25 protein-coding genes and 1 tRNA gene are annotated in these 16,755 nt (G+C 66.8%); 4 read left to right on the top strand and 22 right to left on the bottom strand.

The annotated features are described in order from the left end of the window. Positions 1-4 precede the first annotated feature (4 nt). The 21 genes from rplR to E4M01_RS08150 all read right to left on the bottom strand — a co-directional run bounded on the left by rplR (position 5) and on the right by E4M01_RS08150 (position 10,351). The gene (gene rplR / locus E4M01_RS08250) at positions 5-367 is read right to left on the bottom strand and encodes a 50S ribosomal protein L18 (RefSeq protein WP_135063531.1); all 363 of its coding nucleotides are present in this window, start codon (positions 365-367) and stop codon (positions 5-7) included. Positions 368-370: 3 nt separating this feature from the next. Beyond that, the gene (gene rplF / locus E4M01_RS08245; RefSeq protein WP_135063533.1) at positions 371-904 is read right to left on the bottom strand and encodes a 50S ribosomal protein L6; all 534 of its coding nucleotides are present in this window, start codon (positions 902-904) and stop codon (positions 371-373) included. 1 nt (position 905) lies between these two features. Then, positions 906-1,304 carry a 30S ribosomal protein S8 gene (gene rpsH / locus E4M01_RS08240; RefSeq protein WP_125256867.1) on the bottom strand — a complete coding sequence of 133 codons (399 nt, stop codon included), beginning with the start codon at positions 1,302-1,304 and terminating at the stop codon, positions 906-908. Positions 1,305-1,319: 15 nt separating this feature from the next. Next, positions 1,320-1,625 (bottom strand): 30S ribosomal protein S14, encoded by a 306-nt coding sequence (gene rpsN / locus E4M01_RS08235; protein WP_135063535.1) that lies wholly within the window; start codon positions 1,623-1,625, stop codon positions 1,320-1,322. A 19-nt stretch (positions 1,626-1,644) separates the two neighbouring features. Continuing rightward, positions 1,645-2,208, bottom strand: a complete 564-nt coding sequence (rplE, locus tag E4M01_RS08230) for a 50S ribosomal protein L5 (RefSeq protein WP_135063537.1) — start codon at positions 2,206-2,208, stop codon at positions 1,645-1,647. After that, entirely contained in the window at positions 2,208-2,516 is a 309-nt protein-coding gene (rplX, locus tag E4M01_RS08225) for a 50S ribosomal protein L24 (RefSeq protein WP_135063539.1), read from the bottom strand. The genes rplE and rplX overlap by 1 nt, the downstream gene beginning before the upstream one ends. Positions 2,517-2,518: 2 nt before the next feature. After that, positions 2,519-2,887: a 50S ribosomal protein L14 gene (gene rplN, locus E4M01_RS08220; RefSeq protein WP_021698481.1), complete on the bottom strand. Its 369-nt coding sequence runs from the start codon at positions 2,885-2,887 to the stop codon at positions 2,519-2,521. An 18-nt stretch (positions 2,888-2,905) separates the two neighbouring features. Beyond that, entirely contained in the window at positions 2,906-3,148 is a 243-nt protein-coding gene (gene rpsQ / locus E4M01_RS08215) for a 30S ribosomal protein S17 (protein ID WP_135063541.1), read from the bottom strand. Positions 3,149-3,157: 9 nt separating this feature from the next. Continuing rightward, on the bottom strand, positions 3,158-3,349 hold the full coding sequence (rpmC, locus tag E4M01_RS08210) for a 50S ribosomal protein L29 (RefSeq protein WP_135063543.1): 192 nt from the start codon (positions 3,347-3,349) through the stop codon (positions 3,158-3,160). Continuing rightward, positions 3,346-3,786: a 50S ribosomal protein L16 gene (gene rplP / locus E4M01_RS08205; RefSeq protein WP_135063545.1), complete on the bottom strand. Its 441-nt coding sequence runs from the start codon at positions 3,784-3,786 to the stop codon at positions 3,346-3,348. Before rplP ends, rpmC begins: the two co-directional genes overlap by 4 nt. A 3-nt stretch (positions 3,787-3,789) precedes the next feature. Next, positions 3,790-4,542: a 30S ribosomal protein S3 gene (rpsC, locus tag E4M01_RS08200; RefSeq protein WP_135063547.1), complete on the bottom strand. Its 753-nt coding sequence runs from the start codon at positions 4,540-4,542 to the stop codon at positions 3,790-3,792. Beyond that, positions 4,542-4,922, bottom strand: coding sequence for a 50S ribosomal protein L22 (gene rplV / locus E4M01_RS08195; RefSeq protein WP_122468628.1), 381 nt, complete (start codon positions 4,920-4,922; stop codon positions 4,542-4,544). Before rplV ends, rpsC begins: the two co-directional genes overlap by 1 nt. Positions 4,923-4,925: 3 nt before the next feature. Then, positions 4,926-5,204 (bottom strand): 30S ribosomal protein S19, encoded by a 279-nt coding sequence (gene rpsS / locus E4M01_RS08190; protein WP_135063549.1) that lies wholly within the window; start codon positions 5,202-5,204, stop codon positions 4,926-4,928. A gap of 2 nt (positions 5,205-5,206) precedes the next feature. Continuing rightward, complete coding sequence (gene rplB, locus E4M01_RS08185; protein ID WP_135063551.1) at positions 5,207-6,043, bottom strand: 50S ribosomal protein L2; 837 nt, start codon at positions 6,041-6,043, stop codon at positions 5,207-5,209. Positions 6,044-6,047: 4 nt separating this feature from the next. Then, positions 6,048-6,350, bottom strand: coding sequence for a 50S ribosomal protein L23 (locus E4M01_RS08180; protein ID WP_135063553.1), 303 nt, complete (start codon positions 6,348-6,350; stop codon positions 6,048-6,050). Further along, complete coding sequence (rplD, locus tag E4M01_RS08175) at positions 6,350-6,988, bottom strand: 50S ribosomal protein L4 (RefSeq protein WP_135063555.1); 639 nt, start codon at positions 6,986-6,988, stop codon at positions 6,350-6,352. The genes E4M01_RS08180 and rplD overlap by 1 nt, the downstream gene beginning before the upstream one ends. Next, a complete protein-coding gene (gene rplC / locus E4M01_RS08170) occupies positions 6,988-7,737 on the bottom strand; it encodes a 50S ribosomal protein L3 (RefSeq protein WP_135063557.1) in 750 nt (249 codons plus the stop codon). The genes rplD and rplC overlap by 1 nt, the downstream gene beginning before the upstream one ends. Before the next feature lie 21 nt (positions 7,738-7,758). Beyond that, a complete protein-coding gene (gene rpsJ / locus E4M01_RS08165) occupies positions 7,759-8,064 on the bottom strand; it encodes a 30S ribosomal protein S10 (RefSeq protein WP_003164367.1) in 306 nt (101 codons plus the stop codon). 285 nt (positions 8,065-8,349) lie between these two features. Next, positions 8,350-8,778: a molecular chaperone DnaJ gene (locus E4M01_RS08160; protein WP_135063559.1), complete on the bottom strand. Its 429-nt coding sequence runs from the start codon at positions 8,776-8,778 to the stop codon at positions 8,350-8,352. 7 nt (positions 8,779-8,785) lie between these two features. Then, a complete protein-coding gene (locus tag E4M01_RS08155; RefSeq protein WP_135063561.1) occupies positions 8,786-9,616 on the bottom strand; it encodes a division plane positioning ATPase MipZ in 831 nt (276 codons plus the stop codon). 117 nt (positions 9,617-9,733) lie between these two features. Beyond that, on the bottom strand, positions 9,734-10,351 hold the full coding sequence (locus E4M01_RS08150; protein WP_135063563.1) for an SPOR domain-containing protein: 618 nt from the start codon (positions 10,349-10,351) through the stop codon (positions 9,734-9,736). 57 nt (positions 10,352-10,408) lie between these two features. Between E4M01_RS08150 and panC the strand changes: the two genes are divergently transcribed. Next, positions 10,409-11,260: a pantoate--beta-alanine ligase gene (panC, locus tag E4M01_RS08145; protein WP_135063565.1), complete on the top strand. Its 852-nt coding sequence runs from the start codon at positions 10,409-10,411 to the stop codon at positions 11,258-11,260. Positions 11,261-11,262: 2 nt separating this feature from the next. Here panC and hrpB read toward each other — a convergent pair whose 3' ends face one another. After that, entirely contained in the window at positions 11,263-13,707 is a 2,445-nt protein-coding gene (hrpB, locus tag E4M01_RS08140) for an ATP-dependent helicase HrpB (RefSeq protein ID WP_135063567.1), read from the bottom strand. A gap of 160 nt (positions 13,708-13,867) precedes the next feature. Here hrpB and E4M01_RS08135 point away from each other — a divergent pair, with 160 nt between their 5' ends. The 3 genes from E4M01_RS08135 (at position 13,868) to E4M01_RS08125 (ending at position 16,747) form a co-directional block, all read left to right on the top strand. After that, complete coding sequence (locus tag E4M01_RS08135; protein ID WP_135063569.1) at positions 13,868-15,430, top strand: amino acid permease; 1,563 nt, start codon at positions 13,868-13,870, stop codon at positions 15,428-15,430. Between the two features lie 87 nt (positions 15,431-15,517). Further along, positions 15,518-15,602: transfer RNA gene (locus E4M01_RS08130), tRNA-Leu, on the top strand. Between the two features lie 83 nt (positions 15,603-15,685). Continuing rightward, positions 15,686-16,747: a PA0069 family radical SAM protein gene (locus tag E4M01_RS08125; RefSeq protein ID WP_135063571.1), complete on the top strand. Its 1,062-nt coding sequence runs from the start codon at positions 15,686-15,688 to the stop codon at positions 16,745-16,747. The last annotated feature ends 8 nt before the right edge of the window (positions 16,748-16,755 follow it).

Below are 16,755 nucleotides of genomic sequence, written 5' to 3'. Positions count from 1 at the left end.
TCCCTTAGAAGTTCAGGCCGGCTTCACGCGCGGCTTCCGCCAGCGCCTTCACCCGTCCGTGATAGATGTAGCCGCCGCGGTCGAAGACGACGTCCTTGACGCCCTTCTCGATGGCGCGTTCGGCGATCAGCTTGCCGATCCGCGTTGCGGCGGCGACGTCCGAGCCCTTTTCCTTCTTGCCCTTTTCGCCTTCCAGCGAGGAGGCGAAGGCCACCGTGACGCCTTGGGCGTCGTCGATGATCTGGGCCGAGATGTTCTTGTCCGACCGGTGCACCGAAAGACGCAGGCGGCCGTTGGCCACGGCCTTCAGGCGGCGACGAGTGCGCTCTGAACGGCGCTTGGCTTGTTGTCGAAGAGAGAGAGCCATGACCTACTTCTTCTTGCCTTCCTTGCGACGCACCTTCTCGCCCGCATAACGGACGCCCTTGCCCTTATAGGGCTCAGGCGGACGCAGCTTGCGGATGACGGCGGCGATCTGACCCACGGCCTGCTTGTCGGAGCCCGAGATCTTGATCTCGGTCTGCTTGGGCACCGCGAAGGTGACGCCGGCGGGCGGGTCGATGTCGACTTCATGCGAGAAGCCGAGTTGCAGCGACAGGGCTTGGCCCTTCATCGCGGCGCGGTAACCCACGCCGACCAGCTCCAGGGATTTCTCGAAGCCCGAAGTGACGCCGGTGACCATGTTGTCGACCAGGGTGCGCGACAGACCCCACATCGCGCGAGCGCGCTGGGTGTCCGAACGCGGGGTCAGCGACAGCTCGTCGCCTTCCTGCTTGACCTCGATCTCTTCGGCCACGGTCCAGGAGCGCTCGCCCTTCGGACCCTTCACCGCGATGGTCTGGCCGTCGAGCGTGACAGTCACGCCCTTCGGGATGCTGATGGTTTTCTTGCCGATACGGGACATATCAGTAGACCCTGCAGAGGACTTCGCCGCCGACGTTGGCGTCGCGCGCGGCGGCGTCGGACATGACGCCCTTCGAAGTCGAAAGGATCGAGATGCCGAGGCCGTTCTTGATCGGCTTCAGATCGCTGATGGCCGAATAGACGCGGCGGCCGGGCTTCGACACGCGGGCGATCTCGGCGATCACCGGCTGGCCGTCGAAGTACTTCAGCTCGATCTCGAACTGCGGGAATTCACCGGGGTTCTGAACCAGCGAATAGCCGCGGATGTAGCCTTCGTCCTGCAGCACGTCGAGGACGCGCTGGCGCAGACGCGAGGCCGGGGTCAGCACCTTGGAACGCTTGCGGGTCGCCGCGTTCTTGATGCGAGCGATCATGTCGCTCAGGGGATCGTTGATCATCATGTCTGTTCGCTCCCCTTACCAGCTCGACTTCGTCAGGCCGGGGACTTGCCCCAGGTTGCCGAGTTCGCGCAGGGCGATACGGCTCATCTTGAGCTTGCGGTAGTAAGCCCGCGGACGACCCGTCACCTCGCAGCGATTGCGGATGCGCGTCGGCGCGGAGTTACGCGGCAGTTCCGCCAGCTTCAGGCGCGCTTCGAAGCGCTCCTCCAGCGGCAGGCTCTCGTCGTTGGCGGTCGCCTTCAGGGCTTCCCGCTTCGCGGCATACTTCGCAACCAGGGCCTTGACGGCTTCATTGCGGTTTACGGCGCTTTTCTTAGCCATTGATCTCTTCCCTTCCCGCTCAGTTCGTCACGAACGGGAACTTGAACTCGGTGAGGAGAGCCTTGGCTTCCTCATCGGTCTTGGCCGTGGTGCAGACGACAATGTCCATGCCCCACATCTGGTCGATCTGGTCGTAGTTGATCTCCGGGAACACGATGTGCTCCTTCAGACCGGTGGCGTAGTTGCCACGACCGTCGAACGAGGTGCCCTTCAGGCCCCGGAAATCCTTCACGCGCGGCAGCGCGATCGTGATGAACCGGTCCAGGAACTCGTACATCTGATCGCCGCGCAGCGTGACCTTGCCGCCGATGACCATGCCTTCGCGCAGCTTGAAGCCAGCGATGGAGTTGCGAGCCTTGGTGGCGACGGCCTTCTGACCGGCGATGGCGGTCAGATCCTTGAGGGCGGCGTTCGCCTTCTTGGAGTCGGCGACCGCTTCACCGATGCCCATGTTCAGGACGATCTTGTCCAGCTTGGGCACCTGCATCTCGTTCGTGTAGCCGAACTTTTCCTTCATCACCTGGCGGATGCGAGCCTTGTACTCGTCCTTCAGGCGCGGGGTGTATTTCTCGGTAGCGGCCATCAGATGACGTCTCCCGTCGTCTTGGCGAAGCGGACCTTCTTGTCGCCTTCGATCTTGAAGCCGACGCGGGTCGCCTTGCCATTGGCGTCGGCGATCGCGACGTTCGACAGGTGCAGCGACGCTTCCTTGTTCTTGATGCCGCCTTGCGGGTCAGCCTGGGTCGGGCGCGTGTGGCGCTGAACCATGTTGACGCCTTGCACGACGACGCGGTTTTCGGTCGGCAGAACCTTGAGCACCTTGCCGGTGCGGCCCTTGTCCTTGCCGGTCAGGACGACGACGTTGTCGCCCGATTTGATCTTGGCGGCCATGGTTACAGGACCTCCGGAGCCAGCGAGATGATCTTCATGTGGTTCTTGGCGCGCAGTTCGCGGGGAACCGGGCCGAAGATCCGCGTGCCGACGGGCTCGTTCTGCTTGTTGACGATGACGGCGGCCGACTTGTCGAAACGGATGACAGAGCCGTCCTTGCGCTGGATGTCCTTGGCGGTGCGCACGACGATGGCGCGAACGACATCGCCCTTCTTCACGCGGCCGCGCGGAATCGCTTCCTTCACCGAGGCGACAATGGTGTCGCCCACCGAGGCGTAGCGGCGCTTGGAGCCGCCCAACACCTTGATGCACATGACCCGGCGAGCGCCCGAATTGTCGGCCACCTCCAGGTTAGTTTGCATCTGGATCATGGGATCCGATCCTTCTTCTTACGAAGCCGAGGCGTTGGAAAGGACTTCCCAGCGCTTCAACTTGGACTTGGGGGCGCACTCGACGATGCGGGCCACGTCGCCGACCTTCAGCGCGTTGCCTTCGTCGTGGGCGTGGTACTTCTTGGACAGACGGACAGTCTTCTTCAGGACGGGGTGAAGCAGGGTGCGCTCCACCTTGACCACGACGGTCTTGTCGCCCTTGTCGGAGACGACCACGCCTTCGAGAATTCGCTTCGGCATCTTCGTTCCTTACGCCTGCTGTTGACGCAGCAGCGTCGAGATACGGGCGATGTCTTTGCGCACTTCACCCACGCGGTGGGTTTTCTCCATTTGGCCGGTGGCCGCCTGGAAGCGCAGGTTGAACTGTTCCTTCTTGAGCTTCAGCAGCTCGTCGGCCAGTTGGTCGGGGGTTTGAGCCCGCAGATCGGCGATCTTGGTCATGCCGCTTGCTCCAGTTGGGCGATGCCGGCGTCCAGACGCGTCACCACCTTGGTGCGGACCGGCAGCTTCGCCGCGCCGAGACGCAGGGCCTCGCGCGCGATGTCGTCCGGCACGCCGTCGATTTCGAACAGGATGCGGCCCGGGTGGCAACGCGCGGCCCAGTGGTCCACGGCGCCCTTGCCCTTGCCCATCCGCACTTCGGCCGGCTTGCCCGTGACCGGCAGGTCCGGGAAGACACGGATCCAGACGCGGCCCTGGCGCTTCATCTGGCGGGTGATCGCGCGGCGAGCCGCTTCGATCTGACGCGCCGTGATGCGCTCGGGCTCCAGCGTCTTCAGGCCGTAGGAGCCGAAGTTCAGCGAGAAGCCGCCCTTGGCCGAACCATGGATCCGGCCCTTGAACGCCTTGCGGTACTTGGTCTTCTTGGGTTGCAGCATGACTTAGTTCTCACGTCCGCGGTCGCGACGGGGGCCGCGGTCGCCGCGGGGGCCGCGTTCACGGCCTTCGTTGGACGAGGGACCCGAGGCTTCCTGAGCCCAGCGCTTGTCCTGGGCCATCGGGTCGTGCTCGAGCACTTCGCCTTTGAACACCCAGACCTTCACGCCGATGATGCCGTAGGTCGTCTTGGCCTCGATGAAGCCGTAGTCGATGTCGGCGCGCAGGGTGTGAAGCGGCACGCGGCCTTCGCGATACCATTCCATCCGCGCGATTTCGGCGCCGCCGAGACGGCCCGACACGTTGATGCGAACGCCCTTGGCGCCCAGGCGCATGGCCGACTGCATCGCGCGCTTCATGGCGCGGCGGAACGCGATCCGGCGTTCCAGCTGCTGCGCGATGTTCTCGGCGATCAGCTGGGCGTCGGTCTCGGGCTTGCGGACTTCGACGATGTTCAGGTGAACCTCGCCCTCGGTCATGGCCGAGATGTCCTTGCGCAGCTTCTCGATGTCCGCGCCCTTCTTGCCGATCACGACACCCGGACGGGCGGCGTAGATCGTCACGCGGCACTTCTTGTGCGGACGCTCGATGATGATGCGCGACACGCCGGCGCCCGACAGGCGTTCCTTCAGCCACGTACGCAGCTTCAGGTCCTGGTGCAGCAGGCGCGAATAGTTGGCGCCGTCGGCGAACCAGCGGCTGTCCCACGTCCGGTTCACGCCGAGGCGGAAACCGATCGGATTGATTTTCTGACCCATCAGGCGGCCTCGCCGGCTTCGCGGACCACGATGGTGATCTCGCTGAACGGTTTCAGGATGCGCGACGAGCGGCCACGAGCGCGGCTCGCGAAACGCTTCATCACCAGGTTCTTGCCCACGAAGGCCTCGGCGACGACCAGGTTGTCGATGTCGAGGTTGTGGTTGTTCTCGGCGTTCGACACGGCCGAGTACAGGACCTTGCGGACGTCGGTGGCGATGCGCTTGCGGCTGAACTCGAGTTCGTTCAGCGCCTTTTGCACCGGCATGCCGCGGATCGAAGCGGCCACCAGGTTCAGCTTCTGAGGGCTGATGCGGACGTTGACCAGCTTGGCGCGGGCTTCAGTCGGGGCGACCCGACGCTCGTTCTTGGACTGGGCCATCGGTTACTTCCTTTTGGCCTTCTTGTCCGCCGCGTGGCCCGGGAAGTTCCGGGTCGGGGCGAACTCGCCAAACTTCATGCCGACCATGTCCTCGTTGACCATCACCGGCACATGCTTCTGGCCGTTGTGGACACCGAACGTCAGACCGACGAACTGCGGCAGGATGGTGGAGCGGCGCGACCAGGTCTTGATCACGTCCTTGCGGCCCGACGATTGAACGGCGTCGGCCTTCTTGAGCAGATACCCGTCGACAAACGGGCCTTTCCAGGAGGAGCGGGCCATTCTTAGCGAGCCTTCTTCACGTGACGGCTACGGATGATGAACTTGTCCGTGGCCTTGTTCTTGCGGGTGCGGGTGCCCTTGGTGTCCTTGCCCCAGGGCGTGACCGGCGTGCGGCCGCCCGAGGTCCGGCCTTCACCACCACCATGCGGGTGGTCGATCGGGTTCATGGCGACGCCGCGGACGTGCGGACGCCAGCCCATGTGACGCTTGCGACCGGCCTTGCCCAGGTTCTGGTTCATGTGGTCGGGGTTCGAAACCGCGCCCACCGTGGCCATGCAGCCGTCCAGGACCATGCGCAGCTCGCCCGAGCCGAGACGGATCTGGGCATAGCCCTGATCGCGACCAACCAGCTGGGCGTAGGCGCCGGCCGAACGGGCCAGCTGAGCGCCCTTGCCCGGCTTCATCTCCACATTGTGGATGATGGTGCCGACCGGGATCGAGCGCAGCGGCATGGCGTTGCCCGGCTTAACGTCGGTCTTCTCGCCGGCCACGATCGTGTCGCCGGCCTTCAGGCGCTGCGGCGCGATGATGTAGGTCTTCTCGCCGTCCGGATAGGTCACCAGGGCGATGAAGGCGGTGCGGTTGGGGTCGTATTCCAGACGCTCGACCGTGCCGATCGCGTCGAACTTGCGACGCTTGAAATCGATCTTGCGGTACAGCGTCTTGGCGCCGCCGCCGCGGAAGCGAACGGCGATGCGACCGCCCTGCCCACGTCCGCCCGACTTGGTCAGGCCTTCGGTCAGCGACTTCTCCGGGCGGCCCTTGTGCAGCTCGGAACGGTCGACCAGCACCAGGGCGCGGCGGCCCGGCGACGTCGGATTGTAAGTCTTCAAGGCCATCTGATCAGAGCCCCGTGGTGACGTCGATCGACTGGCCGTCGGCCAGCGTCACGATCGCTTTTTTGATGTCGACCCGGCGGCCCATGATGCCCCGGAAGCGCTTGGTCTTGCCCTTCTGGACCAGGGTGTTGACCTTCAGGACGTTGACCTTGAACAGGCTTTCGACCGCCGCGGCGATCTCGTCCTTGGTCGCCGTGCCGGCGACGCGGAAGACGACCTTGTTCTGCTCCGACAGGATCGTGGCCTTCTCGGTGATCACCGGAGCCAGGATGGTGTCGTAGTGCTTTGCGGTAGGTTGAGCGGCCATTACGCGGCTTCCTTGTCGCTGAAGCGGGCTTCGATCGCCTCGATGGCGGCCTTGGTCAGCACCAGCTTGTCGGCCCGCAGGATGTCATAGACGTTCAGGCCGGCGTTCGGCAGCACGTCGATGTGCGGGATGTTGCGGGCGGCGAGACCAAAGTTGGTCTCGACTTCCGGTCCAGCGATGATCAGGGCCTTGGTCCAGCCCAGCTTGCCGAAGGTGGTGCGCAGCGAGGCAGTCTTGGCGTCCTTCACATCCAGGGCGTCGACCACGATCAGGTCGCCGGCCTTGACCTTCGAAGACAGAGCGTGGCGCAGGGCCATGGCGCGGATCTTCTTGGGCAGGGAGAAGCCGTGGTCGCGGACGACCGGGCCGAAGGCGCGCGAACCGCCAACGAACTGCGGAGCGCGACGCGAGCCGTGACGAGCGCCGCCGGTGCCCTTCTGCTTGTACATCTTCTTGCCCGTACGAGAGTTCTCGTTGCGGGTTTGAACCTTGTGCGTGCCGGCGCGGCGCTTGGCCAGTTGCCAGTTCACGGTGCGGGCCAGGATGTCGCCGCGGATGTCGGTGATGCCGAAGACGGCGTCCGACAGCTCGACGTCGCCCGAGGCCTTGCCGTCGAGTTTGATGACCGAGAGTTTCATTACGCTTCACCGCCTTCGGTCGCTTCGGCCGGGGCTTCATCAGCCGGGGTCGAGGCGGGTTGGGCGGCTCCATTCTTCGACTTCACGCCGCCGGGGAACGGGGCGTCGGCCGGACGAGCCTTCTTGATGGCGTCGCGGACCTTGACGAACGAACCGTCGTGACCGGGGACAGCGCCCTTGATCAGGATCAGCCCGCGCTCGGCGTCCACGCGGACGACGGTCAGGTTCTGCTGGGTGACGGTTTCCTGGCCCAGGTGGCCGGCCATCTTCTTGCCCGGGAACGTACGACCCGGGTCCTGACGGTTGCCGGTCGAGCCGTGCGAACGGTGGGACACCGACACGCCGTGCGTCGCGCGCAGGCCGCCGAAGTTCCAGCGCTTCATGGCGCCGGCGAAACCCTTACCGATGGTTTCACCCTGGATGTCCACCTTCTGGCCCACGATGAAGTGGTCGGCCGACAGTTCGGCGCCCACATCCAGCAGACCGTCCGCGTCAACGCGGAACTCGGTGACATAGGCCTTCGGCTCAACCTCGGCCTTGGCGAAGACTTCGCGTTGGGCCTTGTTGGTGTTCTTGGCCTTCTTGACGCCAGCGCCCAACTGGAGAGCGACGTAGCCGTCACGCTCCTGGGTACGTTGGCCGACGACTTGGCAGCCGTCGAGCTGCAGCACAGTGACCGGTACGTGCGCGCCGTCATCGGCGAACACGCGGGTCATGCCCAGCTTCTTGGCGATCACGCCCGTGCGCATCGGATCCCGCCTCTTTCTTCTTTAGATCTTGATCTCGACGTCCACGCCGGCGGACAGGTCGAGCTTCATGAGCGCGTCCACGGTCTGCGGGGTGGGGTCGACGATGTCGAGCACGCGCTTGTGCGTGCGGATTTCAAACTGCTCACGCGACTTCTTATCGACGTGCGGCGAGCGGTTCACGGTGAACTTTTCGATCAGGGTCGGCAGCGGAATCGGACCACGAACGGTCGCGCCGGTGCGTTTGGCGGTGTTGACGATCTCGCGCGTCGAAAAGTCGAGGACGCGGTGATCAAAGGCCTTGAGCCTGATGCGGATGCTTTGATCCATATCGGTGCTTACTTCCAATGCGGTCGGAGGACCGCGTCCCTGTGAACCATTTCAAAGACCGAAGGCCTTCGGGCACGAGGCCCTCAGGGTACGCAATCCGCAAAAACGATCGGCCCACGCAGTTGCCCGCGAAGGCCGCTAAAGTCCCAAGAAGCTGCAAAGAACAGGTACTTAGGTCGTTCCTGCGAACCGCGTCTGCACCCGGGGGTGCACAGCCGGTCCAACAAGAGGGGCGCTTATGCCCATCGATTCCGTTTCCGTCAAGCGGTGAAACCGTGGCGACGACTAGGTTTTCGCCAATCGGTCGCGCGCGGCGTTCAGACGCGAGGCGAGGCCCTCGGAACCGCCCTGATCCGGGTGCGCCCGCGCCATCAGACGCTTCCACGCCGCCTGCACTTCCGCCGGGGTCGCGCCCGGTTCGACACCCAAGGTGCGCCGGGCCTCGGCGTCGGTCATGCTCTCCGGCTCCGGCGCCCTGACGTTAGAAATGCGGATTCGAGAGGCCGTAATGATATAGAGACCGCCCGCACCCAGCGCCCCGGCCAACAGCCATGCGCCGCGCGCCAGAGCCAGCAGAGCCCCGGCCATCATCACAGCGCCGAATATGGTCGCCGTGATCCGCCAATGCCCCCTGCCCGCCCGCTCGCTCTGGCGGCCCAGCCGGACCAGCGCCCAGACCGCGATCGCCGCCAGGCCCAGCCAGATCAGGGCCATCAAGACCTCAAGCCGCCGCGTCCATGGACTGGACCGCATCGTCCAGGCCCAGCGCCTGCATCAGATTGCGCATCTCCTGACGCGCCGCGACGTGGGCCAGGGACACCGCCACGGGCCGGATGTCGTTGGACAGGTCCGCCACCGTCAGGCCGAAGGGGAACAGCTCGCGATAGATGACTCGGTCGCGCAGGCCTGGCCCGACGCGGAAACCAACGCGCTTGGCCAGCTTCTGCATCCGCTCTTCCAGGCGGCGGCGGTTGCGGGCCTCGGCCACGGCCAGGCGGTTGGTCACCACGATCCAGTCGATGGTCGCCTGACGACCCTGGGTGATGGCGCGGTGCTTGCGCGCCTCCCACACGCTCTCGGAATAGATGGAGGGCTTCAGCAGCTCCAGCGTCACCGGGTCGACCTGACCCAGCAGGTCGAAGTCCACGAAGCTGTCGTTCATCGGCGTGACGATCTGGTCCGCCCGACCATGCGCGGCGCGCGACAGGGCGGTGTCGCCGCCCGGCGTGTCGATCAGGATGACGTCGCAGTCCTGCGCGGCGGCGAAGGCGGCCTCGAACATGGCCAGCTGCTCGTCTTCGGAGGCGCGAGCCAGGGCCTTGCCGTCGCCCATGTCGGGCTCGAACGGCATCGGCAGGGGCTGCTCATTGGCCGCCGTCCAGGCCGCGCGGTGGGCGAAGAAGTGCGACAGCGACTTCTGGCGCAGGTCCAGATCCATTACCGCCACGCGCTTTCCCGCGTGCAGAAGGCCGGTGACGATATGGATGGCCAGGGTCGACTTGCCCGCCCCGCCCTTTTCATTACCGACGACGATGACCTGAGGCTGCGCCATGATCCGCGAAATCCGTTGCTCGGACGGCGGCGACTCGCCGCGATCCATCCAGCCGGCAGAATCAGCGCCCGGCGGCCATTCGTCAACGAACGCTTAAAGTTAAGATGTGGATGGCGCTCACGCCGCCGCGCGGCACCACGGATCGTCCACGCCGGCGGCGGCGCAAACCGCCCCTGCGCGCTCGGTAGGAACAGGGCCGATCCGCAGCCGCACCCAGCGCCGTCCGTTGACCTCGGCCACCTGCAGGATCGGCGAGAACCCCGCCAGCGCCTCGCGATCGGCCACACGGGCCCAGGCGAGACGGGCCTCGCGCTCGCTGGCGTAAGCGCCCAGCTGGATCACGCGACCCTCGGACGCGGCTGGTGGCGAGGCCGGTTCCGGCTCCGACGACAGGCCCAGCCGACCGGCCGTCGCGACCGCGGCCTGCTCCATCAGCACCGGCGCGGTCTCGACCACCGCCTCGCGAACCACGCCGTCACGCGCGTCCCACAGTTCGTGCGGCGTCATCAGCTCGACCTGGAGCGGTGACATCGCCGGGCGCAGTCCAGCGGTCCGCGACGGCGACGGCGCATCATTATAGAGTGCGGGGTCCAACGGCGCCTCGATGTCGGCCACCAACCGCGCCATCTTCTCGAACCGGTGCGGGTCCGGTTCGCCCTGGCCACAGGCCGCCAGCAGGGGAAGGGCCAGGCCGAGCGCGACGAACGCTGGACGGTTGAAACGGATGGGCGTCATAAGCCCATGCTGAACCCAGGCCTTTGAAACAGCCTTAACGCCCAAGGACCGCCCGAAATGACCACTCCGCCCCTGCCGGTCGTCCGCACCGTTGCCGATCTGCGCGCCGCCGTCGGCGAATGGCGCCGCCAGGGCCTCAGCATCGGCTTCGTGCCGACCATGGGCGCTTTGCACGACGGCCACCTGTCCCTGGTGCGCGAGGCGGGCGCCCAGGCCGATCGCGTTGTCGCCTCCGTTTTCGTCAATCCGACCCAGTTCGCCGCCCACGAGGACCTCGGCGCCTATCCACGCCAGGAAGGTCAGGACGCCGAGCTCCTCGCCTCGGCCGGCTGCCATCTGCTGTTCGCGCCTAATCCAGCCGAAATGTATCCCGAGGGCTTCGCCACCCGCATCGAGGTCGGCGGTCCGTCGCAAGGTCTGGAGACCGAATTCCGTCCTCACTTCTTCGGCGGCGTCGCCGTGGTGGTGGCCAAGCTGCTGAACCAGGTACAGGCCGACATCGCCGTCTTCGGCGAGAAGGACTATCAGCAGCTGATGGTCGTGCGCCGTCTGACGGCGGACCTGGACATCCCGACCCGCATCATCGGCGCGCCCACCGGGCGCGACGGCTGGGGCCTGGCCCTGTCTTCGCGCAACGCCTACCTGTCCGAGCCGGAACTGGGGATCGCGCGAAGGCTGAACGGGGTCCTGGCCGAAGCCGCCGCCCGCGCCCGTGATGCCTCGTTCTCTGACGCGGAAGCCTGGGCCTGCGAAGCGCTGCTGGAAGCAGGTTTCAATCGGGTCGATTATGTCGCCATCCGCCGCGCGGACGACCTGGCGCCCTTCGCCGACGCCATCGACGCTCCGGCCCGCATCCTGGCCGCCGCCTGGCTGGGCAAGACCCGGCTGATCGACAACCTGCCGGTCTGACGTCAGCGACCGCGCGGTTTGGCCCGGCTGGTGGCCTCGGCCTTCGCGGGGTTCTCGGGCCAGGGATGGCGGGGATAGCGGCCGCGCATGTCGGCGCGCACATCCTTCCAGGAACCAGTCCAGAATCCCGGCAGGTCCTTGGTCATCTGGATCGGCCTCCGTGCGGGCGACAGCAGGGCCAAGGTCAGCGGCGTGCGGCCGCCGCCGACCGTCGGGTGCGTCGTGACGCCGAACAGTTCCTGCACGCGGATGTCCACGCGCGGCCCGCCGTCCGCCCCATAGTCGATGGCCGCCGAACCCAGGGGTGTGGTCAGGCGCGCCGGCGCCACCTCGTCCAGACGCCGTTGCATATCCCATGAGATGAGACCGCGCAGCGCCTCGGCCAGGGCGCCGTCTCCGATCCGATCCATGGCCGCCACGCCGTCCAGCAGGGGCCAGAGCCAGTCTTCACGCCGCGCCATCAGCCCTTCTTCCGAGACGTCCGGCCAGGTGTCGTCGAAACCGCGCGCAAAGGCCAGCCGCGCCCGCAGGGCCGAAGCCTGCTCACCCCAACGCAGACCCGTCAGCCCCTCGGCCTCAACCTCCGCCTTCAGCGCCGCCGCCATCGCCGCCTTGTCCGGCGGACCCAGATCGCGTTCGTCCAGCGTCAGGGCGCCGATGCGGCGGCGGCGCTTCATCGTCATCCGGCCCGATGGCTCGCGGACCAGCCGGTCTTCGATCTCGATCCGATGCGCCAGCGCGTCGTCCAGATGCGCCGGATCCAGGGCGGCGGCCAGGCGGATGCGGTCGCGGCTGTCGCCCCCGCCCATTTCGGCCACCGCCAGCCATGGAGCGCGAGCCAACCCCTCGGCGGGATCCATGAAAGCGCCTCGGCCCGAGGCCAGCACGACCTCCCCCGGCTTTCCTCGAGCCCGGGCCAGGCGCTCGGGGAAGGCCTCGGCCAGCAGCAGGCCGGCGTCGACCGCCCTGCCCCCGCGCTTGCGCCCCCGCTCGGCCGCCCGCGCCCAGCGGTCGGCCAGCTTCACCGCGTCTCGCGCGCGAGGCGTGCGATCGCGCTCCAGCGCCTTCAGCCGCTCATCGAGGTCGACCGCAGAACCGCCCAGACCCGGCTCGCTCAGCACCGCCGCGATCCGCGCGCCGAGCAGGGCTTCGCCCGCATCCGCGGCCACAGCCGTCAAATGCGCCAGACGGGGCGACAGCGGCAGGCCGGCCAGCCGTCGACCGTGGTCGCTCAGGCCGCCGTCGCTGTCCAGTGCGCCCATTTGCGTCAGCACCCGCCGCGCCTCGGCGAAGGCGCCGGTCGGCGGCGGATCCAGCAGGGCCAGCCCCGCGGCCGTGCGGGCGCCCCACCGCGCCAGGTCCAGGGCGAAGCCGGTCAGATCGGCCTCGCGGATCTCCGGCGCCTGGTGCGGGACCAGGCCGCGGGTTTGCTCCTCGTCCCACAGCCGATAGCAGACGCCTGGCTCGACGCGGCCCGCCCGCCCCCGCCTCTGCTCGGCCGAGGACCGGCTGACGCGAACCGTGGCCAGGCGGGTCAGGCCGCTGGAGGGATCGAAGCGCGGCACGCGCGACAGGCCCGAATCGATCACCACCCGCACGCCCTCGATCGTCAGGCTGGTCTCGGCCACCGAGGTCGCCAGCACCACCTTGCGCAGGCCTGGCTCGGCCGGCTGAACCGCCCGATCCTGCTCGGCCCGGTCCATGGCGCCGAACAGCGGCGCGATCTCGACAGACGGATCGCGCACGCGCTCGGTCAGCAGGCGCGCCAAGCGGTGGATCTCACCCTGCCCCGGCAGAAATACCAGGATCGAGCCTGTCTCTTCGCTCAGCGCGGTCAGTACGGCCCGCGCCAAGGCCGTCTCCAGCCGCTCGGCCGGATCGCGGCCCAGGTATCGGGTTTCGACCGGATAGGCGCGCCCCTCGGCCTGAACCACGGGCGCGCCGCCCAGCAGGCGTGAGACGCCGGCGATGTCCAGCGTCGCCGACATCACCAGAATGCGCAGATCGTCCCGCAGCGCCTGCTGACTGTCGCGCGCCAGGGCCAGGCCCAGGTCCGCGTCCAGGCTGCGCTCGTGGAACTCGTCGAACAGGACCGCGCCCACACCGTCCAGCCCGGGGTCGTCCAGAATCATGCGGGTGAAGACACCCTCGGTGATGACCTCGATCCGCGTGGTCGGTCCGACGCGGCTCTCCAGCCGGGTGCGGTATCCGACCGTCTCGCCCGGCTTCTGGCCAAGGGTCTGGGCCATGCGGGCCGCCGCCGCGCGTGCGGCGAGGCGTCGCGGCTCCAGCACCAGGATGCGCCGTCCCGCCACCCATGGCTCGTCCAGGAGCGCCATGGGGACGACCGTGGTCTTTCCCGCCCCCGGCGGCGCCGCCAGCACGGCGGTCGCCCCGCCTCTCAGCGTCGCTTTCAACTCCTCCAGAACGGCGTGGATCGGCAGCATGGCGTCCGCCCTTAGCCGCTTAGGGCCCGGTCACGAAAGCGTCGGCGGACGTTCACACAACGGAAACCGCGTTGCGCCTGCGGACATTGCCGTCTAGCGTCCGCGCCAGCGCAGCGCGGAAAGCGTTGCGAACAGTCAATTTCCGAGGGGGAAATCCTGCATGTGGCGCGTTAAGCCGCTCGACGCGATTCTGGCGACGGCCCAGAAGAATTCACTGACCCGCACCCTGGGTCCCGTGCAGCTGACGCTTCTTGGCGTCGGCGCCATCATCGGCACCGGCATCTTCGTCCTGACCTCGGAAGCGGCCCAGAAGGCCGGTCCGGGCATGATGTGGAGCTTCGTCATCGCCGCTGCGGTCTGCGCCGTGGCGGCGTTGTGCTATTCGGAACTGGCCTCGATGGTGCCGGTTTCGGGCTCGGCCTACACCTACACCTACGCCGTGATGGGCGAACTGCTGGCCTGGACGGTCGGCTGGGCGCTGATCCTGGAATATGCGGTGGCGGCCTCGGCGGTGTCGGTCGGCTGGTCCGGCTATTTCATCGGGCTGTTAGGCAGTTGGGGCATAGAGCTGCCCCTTGCGATCGCGGCCGGCCCCTACGCTGGCGGCGTCGTAAACCTCCCGGCGCTCAGCATCGCCCTGCTGATCACCCTGCTGCTCATGCTCGGCACGACTGAATCGGCCCGCGTGAACGCCATCCTTGTGGCGATCAAGGTCTTGGCGCTCAGCACCTTCATCGTCCTGACCATCCCGGTGATGCAGGGCTCCAACTTCGAACCGTTCGCGCCGAAAGGCTGGTTCGACACTACGGGGCAAGGCCTGGGCATCGTCGGCGCGGCGGCGACCATCTTCTTCGCCTACGTCGGCTTCGACGCCGTCTCGACGGCCGCTGAGGAAACCAAGGATCCGCAGCGCAACGTGCCGATCGGCCTGGTCGGTTCGCTGCTGATCTGCACCATCTTCTATCTGCTGGTCGCCGCGGGCGCGATCGGGGCCTTGGGCGCTCAGCCTGTGCCTGGTCCGGCCGGCGAAATCCTCGCTCCGGGCAGCTCGGCCCTGGCCGCTCAGTGCCAGGCGCTTGCCGCCGACGGCTCTCAGCCGCTGGTCTGTTCGCGCGAAGCCCTGGCCCACGTTCTTCGGGAGCTTGGCCACGAGCGCATCGGCGACCTGATCGGCATCGCGGCCTTCCTGGCCCTGCCCTCGGTCATCCTGATCATGCTGTTCGGTCAAACCCGCATCTTCTTCGTGATGGCGCGCGACGGTCTGCTGCCGGGCTTCCTGGCCAAGATCCACCCCAAGTGGAAGACGCCGCACATCGTGACCATGATCACCGGCGCCGGCGTAGCCTTCTTCGCGGCCTTCTTCCCGGTGGGCAAGCTGGCGGACATCGCCAACTCGGGCACCCTGTTCGCCTTCTTCATGGTGGCGATCGCGGTGTTGATTCTGCGTCGGAAAGACCCAACCCGTCACCGCCCGTTCAAGACGCCGGCGGTCTGGATCATCGCGCCCTTGGCGATCATCGGCACGGTGGGCCTCTACTTCAACCTGCCGACCGACGCCAAGCTGGTGCTGCCTGCCTGGGGCGCGCTGGGCCTCGTGGTCTACTTCCTCTACGGCTACCGCAAGAGCCACGTCGGCAAAGGCATCATCGATGTGCCGGAAGCCGATCCCGACGCACCTCCGCCGCCCGTCCCGCACATGCCGGGCGACGACAAGGACCACTAAAAGTCCTGCCACGACGACGGAAAGGCCCGGGAGCGATCCCGGGCCTTTTCTCTTTGCCCGCGGCGCCCTACAGCGGGCGCGAACCTTGCGGATGTGGCGGAACTGGTAGACGCACTGGATTTAGGTTCCAGCGCCGCGAGGCGTGGAGGTTCGAGTCCTCTCATCCGCACCATGGTTGCCAGAGCCCGCTTCGGCGGGCTTTATTGGAACCATAATGTTCTTGCTTTGTTCTGCCCACTGTTACATGCTCGGATCATGGCGATGTCGAAGGGACGAGGTGCGGTCTCCAATGCGAGCGGGCGGTACGAAGGCCAGGTGCGAGAAGCGTTCAACGACGGCTGGACCGCCGACGACGCCGAAGCCGCGCCGCTGCGCACGACGCTCACACCCGAGCACGCTCGCACCATCATCGCGCGCAACACCTCGCCTGACATCGGCTTCGACCGTTCCATCAACCCTTACAAAGGCTGCGAACATGGCTGCATCTACTGCTACGCCCGTCCGTCCCATGCCTGGATGGGCCTATCCCCGGGCCTGGATTTCGAGAGCCGGATCTTCTTCAAGCCCGAGGCCGCGCGTCTGCTGGAGCAAGAACTCCTCAAGCCCCGCTACGTCTGCAAACGCATCCACATAGGCGGCAATACCGACCCCTATCAGCCGATCGAGCGCGAAACGCGGTCGACCCGGTCGATTCTGGAGGTCATGCAGCGGTTCAACCATCCGTTCAGCATCATCACCAAATCGGTGCTGATCACACGCGACGCCGACATCCTGGGCCCGATGGGGCGTGACGGCCTGGCCTCGGCGTTCGTGTCGATTACGACTCTCGACCGCAAGCTGGCCCGCGCCATGGAGCCCCGCGCCTCAACGCCCGCCAAGCGGCTGGAGGCTATCAGCCGACTGGCTGACGCGGGCTGTCCCGTCGGCGTCGGCTTCGCCCCCGTCATCCCCGGCCTGAACGACCATGAGATGGAATCCGTGCTGGAAGCCGCCGCCAAGGCGGGGGCGACCTCGGCCATGTATGTGACCCTGCGCCTGCCGCTGGAGATCAAGGATCTTTTCCGCGAATGGCTGGCTGAGAACCGGCCTGACCGCGCGGCGCGCGTCATGTCCCTGATCCGCCAGACGCGCGGGGGAAAGGATTATGACGCCGACTGGTCCCAGCGTATGAAGGGCACGGGCCCGGTTGCTGACCTGCTGGCCGCTCGCTTCAAGGCAGCGGTCAGACGGCACGGGCTGAACGGGCCGCGTCATCAATTGGACGAGAGCCGTTTCCGCGTTCCGACGGACGCCCGGCCTCAGCTGGAGCTTTTCTGACGTCGGCC

This window comes from Brevundimonas sp. MF30-B (assembly GCF_004683885.1).
In the GTDB taxonomy this organism is placed as follows: Bacteria; Pseudomonadota; Alphaproteobacteria; order Caulobacterales; family Caulobacteraceae; genus Brevundimonas.
The sequence above is the reverse complement of the archived record's forward strand: the minus strand, read 5'-3'. Positions and strand labels throughout refer to the sequence as shown.